This is a genomic window from Streptomyces sp. 4F14, assembly GCF_048159485.1.
In the GTDB taxonomy this organism is placed as follows: domain Bacteria; phylum Actinomycetota; class Actinomycetes; order Streptomycetales; family Streptomycetaceae; genus Streptomyces.
The window spans coordinates 1-398 of sequence record NZ_JBLRVY010000190.1 but is presented as its reverse complement, the minus strand read 5'-3'; the positions used below and the strand labels follow the sequence as shown (position 1 = coordinate 398).

General features: G+C 71.4%; 1 protein-coding gene. It reads right to left on the bottom strand.

Translation table 11 applies throughout. The features are described from left to right. Positions 1-144: 144 nt before the first annotated feature. Positions 145-398: hypothetical protein (locus tag ACLZOT_RS50260; protein WP_416976024.1), on the bottom strand; the 254-nt coding region annotated here is incomplete at its 5' end.

Sequence of the window (398 nt, the reverse complement as noted above, 5' to 3'; positions counted from 1 at the left end):
CTGAGGGGCGGCCGGTCCGATGCCAGGTCCCATGCCAGGCCCGACGCCAGGTCCCATGCCGGGCCCGACGCCGGGTTCGCGCGCAGAAAGTCGCAGGTCAGAGAGTTATCCACAGGCTCCGGCGGGCGATTCGTGATCCGCCTACTATGGCCTGACCGCCATCCGCGGCACAGCGCGGACGGCCTGCGAGGGGGGAAGCGACATGACGCGTTTCGTACGGTGGGCGGCCGTGGCAGCCGCCTCCGCGCTCTTGGCGACGGGGTGCAGCGGCAGCTCGTCCGACGGCGCGCAGACCGGCGACAGAACGAGCGACGCGGATTCTTCGGCGCCCTCCACCGGCTCGTCCCCAACCGCGTTGCCCTCCTCCCTGACCTCGCAGAAGCTCGACTGGGGCGACT